The following is a 4,552-nucleotide window of genomic DNA, read 5'->3' as shown; positions in this document are numbered from 1 at the left end:
GTCGGTGCCGGACGAGCGTGTCCTCGCCCTGGAGCCGTCGAGCCAGGCGTGGACGAGGGCGTCGGAGAATGTGCGGCTCAACCGGCTGGAGACTCGGGTGACCCTGCTGAAGCAGGCGGCCGGCAGAACGGCCGGGCCCGGCCGGCTCACGGTCGGACTGGACGCGATGAACTCGCTCGTTGAGTCCGAATCCCGCGACTCCACCGAAGCCGTCTCCGTCGACACGCTGGATCGACTGGCCGCCGAACATGCGCTCGAGCGGGTCGCGCTGATCAAGGTGGACGTCGAAGGTTGGGAAACCGACGTTCTGGAGGGCGCCGCAGAGCTCATCCGCCGGCACCGGCCGGCCCTGATTGTCGAGGTGAACGACGTAGAGAGCCTGGAGGAGTTCGCCGCTACCGCCGGCTACTCGTGCATCGCATACGTTCCCGGATCGAGAACTGTCGAGCCGGCCTCGCTTGCCGCATTCAAGGGGCACAACGCCATACTGGTGCCCGATCCGGAAGCCGCCTCGATGCGGTTGGGCGTTCACCGGGAGGGATCGCCGTCATCGGTAAGCGAGCTGAGGCGCGTAGCTGCTCGCAGCCGAGCCTGCCTTCGGGAGCAAGGGGGTGCGAGGACGGTTGGTAAGGCGGCCGCCCGGCTCGGCAGCTATCTCGTGTATCCGGCGCAGAAACTCCTCCTCCGTTCCAGGACCTTTGAGATTTCGGGCCGGCACCTGCCTTACGTCATCCACCACTACAACGAGACGTGGCGCAACGAACGGGCCGTCGAGCTTGCGATCGTCAAGGATGCCCTTCAGAACTGCGAGAAGCCGGTCCTCGAGATAGGCAACGTACTCTCCCACTACCTCAAGGTCGACCACGAGGTGGTCGACAAATACGAGGAGGTTCCCGGGGTTCGCAACATCGACGTGGTCGATCTGGAAGCCTCCGGATCCTATGGATTTATCTTCTCCATCTCCACTCTGGAGCACGTCGGCTGGGACGAGGACCCGAAGGACCCGAACAAGGTCCTGCTCGCTCTAAGCAGGCTAAGGGGGGCTCTCAAGGAGGGCGGCGAGCTGCTGGTGACCTGCCCGCTTGGATACAACCCCTTCCTGGACGAGCTGATCACCCTGGGCGACCTGGGGGCATCGGAGGAGCACTTCTTCGCCCGCCGCGGGACTCGAGTCTCCTGGCGCGAGATCTCCAAAGCAGAGGTGGGCCAGCCGCCATTTCCGGCGCTGGACCAGAAGCGGCCGATAACCCTGTGGGTCGCCCGCTTTACTCCCAGCCGAGATAGCTGATTGCTGCTTCACGTGGATGCCACGGGCGCCGTACAGGGCGGCGCCGGAATCGTCACCTATGTCCTCGGCCTGGTGAAGGGGTGGCGGGACGCCGGCTTCGACGACGAGTGGATCCTGGAGGGGACCTCCGACCTGTCGGAGGGCATCGCCGACCGGCTCGGCGATATGGGCAAGGTCCACCTAACGGGCTCCTCGGGCCCGCTGGCGCGGATCGCGGTTCAACAAACGGTGCTGCCTCTCCGGATGCTTCGCTGCCGACCTGACGTGCTTTTGTGCACAACCCCGGTTGTCCCTAGGGTCACTCTCGGTATCCCGGTTGTCGCCGTCGTCCACGACCTCAGGCACATCTTCCGGCCCGAGGACTTCAGCAGCTCACAGAATTGGTACCGCCGGCAGTCGTGGGAAAGCGGCTTGCGCCGGTCGGCGAGGCTCATAGCCGACTCCGACCGCACGAGGGACGATCTGAGGTCCCACTACCCGTTCACGAGCCCGAAAACCCGAACGATTTATCTTGGGTCCGACCACGTTCCCGAGACCAAACCGGGGACTGAGAACGGCCACGGCATAGCCTTCGCCCGCTGGGCCAACAAGAGGCCCGACTTCGCCATCAGGTCCTGGGCCGCGCTGAAGAACCTTCAGCCAGGCCTGAACCGCCGGCTTCACGTGGTGGGAGTGGGTGCCGGCGACGAGCCCCGGATCACTTCGCTGGCGCGTGAGCTGGGAATCGCCGACCTGGTGGTGGTTCAGCCGTTCCTGGCGGAGGCGGACTACTGGCAGCTGTTTGCTTCGGCGGGCGTGGTCTTGTTCCCGTCCTCGTTCGAGGGCTTCGGCCTGCCGGTTCTGGAGGCGATGAGGCTTAGAGTGCCGGTGGTTACCTGGCGGGATCCGGCTGTGGTGGAGGTGGCCGGCGACTGCGCCTGGTATTCGAACCTGACTCCTGAGGAGTTCGGGAACCAGGTCGCCGCCGCGCTCGATGACTCGCCCGGGACCCGCCTACGAGTGGAGCGAGCCTTCGACAGAGCTACCTTGTGGACGTGGAGAAAAACGGCTGAAAACACACGCGAGGTGCTGGTTGAGGCTCGGCAGGGCTAACCCGCCGGGATGCCGACGACTAGTATCGGCCCCTATGTTCCACCCTTTTTCGAATCCTCCCAAGCCCGACGACGGCTTCGAGTCCCGCCGTTGCCGGTACGCTCGTCGGCCGACCGTACGGGTCCAGTAGGGAAAGAGATATTGCTGGGGTTTTTGTCGAGGGGACGGTGGGTGGTCCTTGATCAGGTCCTGTCGAGCGGCTCCAACTTCCTACTGTCCTTCGTCCTCGTCCGTTCGCTGAGCCCCCGGTCCTTCGGGGCTTTCGGGGTAGCACTGGTCACCTATCAACTGATCCTTAGCCTCTCGCGGGCCCAGGCTTCGGAGCCGATGGCCATCCGCTTTGCATCGGCCGAAGAGAAGGAGTGGAGGGTTGCAGCCGGTTCCTCGGCAGGATTTGCGCTGGTCCTATCGCTGATGGCGGCCGCCGGCATCTTGATCTCCAGTCTCTTCGCGGTCGGCGAACTCAAGACATCGTTGATGCTTATGGCATTGATCCTGCCGGCTCTTTTGGTGCAGGACGCCTGGCGCTTTGCTTTTTTCGCCCAGGGAAGACCCGCCCGCGCGGCCGCCAACGACCTGATTTGGGCGGTGATTCAGTGCGTTCTGCTGATCGGGGTTGCGGTGCTCGGCAATGTGACGATTACCTGGGCGATCCTTTCCTGGGGCGTCGCCGCATCAGCGGCGGCTGTGGCGGGAGCGGTACAGGCCGGCTGTGCGCCGAGGCCGGATCGGGCGCGGAGCTGGGTGCGGGACAACAAGGTAATCGGCGCGGTGATGAGCGGGGATTTGATCGCCCGCGGAGTCGCCTCACAAGCTGCGCTGTTCGCCGTTGGAGCTATCGCCGGGCTGGCCGCTGTCGGCTACATCAGAGCGGGGCTGCTGCTTTTTGGACCGCTTTACGCTTTGATTCAAGGAGTGGTCCCGTTCGCCGTCGGTGAGTGTGTCCGGCTGAAGCGTGACAACCCCGCCAGGTTCGTCCCTGCCACCGTATGGTTGAGCACGTTGCTGGCTGGTGGCGGTCTGGGGCTGGGGATTGTGCTGCTGCTTCTACCCACCGAGTGGGGGGTGGCTCTGTTGAACGAGAACTGGGCGGGCACTCAAGTCCTGCTGCCGGCCATGATTATGCTTGCCGTGACCGCTGGGGTAGTAGTCGGTCCGGCAGTCGGCCTGCGGGCGATCCCGTCGGTCCATCGACTGCTCGTGATCAGCCTGGTCGTTGCCCCCTTCACCATCGCCCTGGCAGCGGCCGGCGCGGTGCTGGGAGGAGCTACCGGCGGGTCGTGGGGGCTCGCCCTCGCCAACGCCATAACCGCCGCCGGCCTCATCTGGCAGTTCCGTTCCGCCTTGAGAGAGTCGAAGTCGGTTCCCCATCAGACGGTGGGGCCCGCGCCGGGCTAATGACGGCCGGAGGGCTCGTGTACCCTTCGCCTGGATGAAAATCGCCTTCCTGGTTACGACGATTCCCGGATTCTTCGCCGCATGCATCGAAGCTTTGGCCTCTTCCCCCGGCGTGGAGGTACTTCTTCTGCGGGTGGCCCCCGACAGCAGGGCTCCCTTCGCCCTCGACGAGGTGACTCCGACTTCGGCTGAGGTCAAGACATGGCCTGAGCTGCCGTCGGCGGAAGAGGCGTTGGAGGCGATCGAGGAGTTCGACCCGGACGTAATTATGGTCAGCGGCTGGCAGCTCACTCCCTACCGGCGGGTCGCTCGGGCCGTGGCCGATCGGTGCCTGAGGGTGGTGCTGCTCGATAACCAATGGCTTGGCACTCCGAAGCAGTGGCTGGGGGTACTCACCTCGAGGTTCTACCTGCACCCCTTTTTCGATGTGGCCTTTCTGCCGGGCAGAAACCAGGAGGTCTTCGCAAAGAAGCTGGGATTTGCCGAAGATCGGATTTGGTGGGGCGCCTACTCCTGTGACCTGCCCCGCTTTCTCCGGGCACACCCGGACGCGGTACGCAAGCGGTCGTTTCTGTTTGTGGGCCGGCTGGTACCGGAAAAGGGGATAGACGTCCTGGCCCGGGCATACGCACAGTATCGAAGCACCTGCGACGACCCGTGGGAGCTAGAGATATTCGGCAGCGGACCGCTCGCTGAGGCTTTAGCAGAAGCGGAAGGCGTTACCAGCAACGGTTTCGCTCAACCCAGCGACCTGCCCCTTGCTTACGCCTCGGC

At 64.5% G+C, this 4,552-nt stretch carries 4 protein-coding genes; all 4 read left to right on the top strand.

Annotated features, from left to right (window positions below):
• A partial coding sequence (locus tag VFV09_12755; GenBank protein HEU4868583.1) for an FkbM family methyltransferase occupies positions 1-1,288 on the top strand: 1,288 nt, incomplete at its 5' end.
• A complete protein-coding gene (locus tag VFV09_12750) occupies positions 1,289-2,380 on the top strand; it encodes a glycosyltransferase family 1 protein (protein HEU4868582.1) in 1,092 nt (363 codons plus the stop codon).
• A gap of 171 nt (positions 2,381-2,551) precedes the next feature.
• Positions 2,552-3,778 carry a hypothetical protein gene (locus VFV09_12745; GenBank protein ID HEU4868581.1) on the top strand — a complete coding sequence of 409 codons (1,227 nt, stop codon included), beginning with the start codon at positions 2,552-2,554 and terminating at the stop codon, positions 3,776-3,778.
• Positions 3,779-3,812: 34 nt separating this feature from the next.
• The coding region (locus VFV09_12740) for a glycosyltransferase (GenBank protein HEU4868580.1) at positions 3,813-4,552 on the top strand (740 nt) is incomplete at its 3' end.

The sequence above is a fragment of the Actinomycetota bacterium genome (genome assembly GCA_035759705.1).
Lineage (GTDB): Bacteria > Actinomycetota > CADDZG01 > JAHWKV01 > JAHWKV01 > JAJCYE01.
The sequence above is the reverse complement of the archived record's forward strand: the minus strand, read 5'-3'. Positions and strand labels throughout refer to the sequence as shown.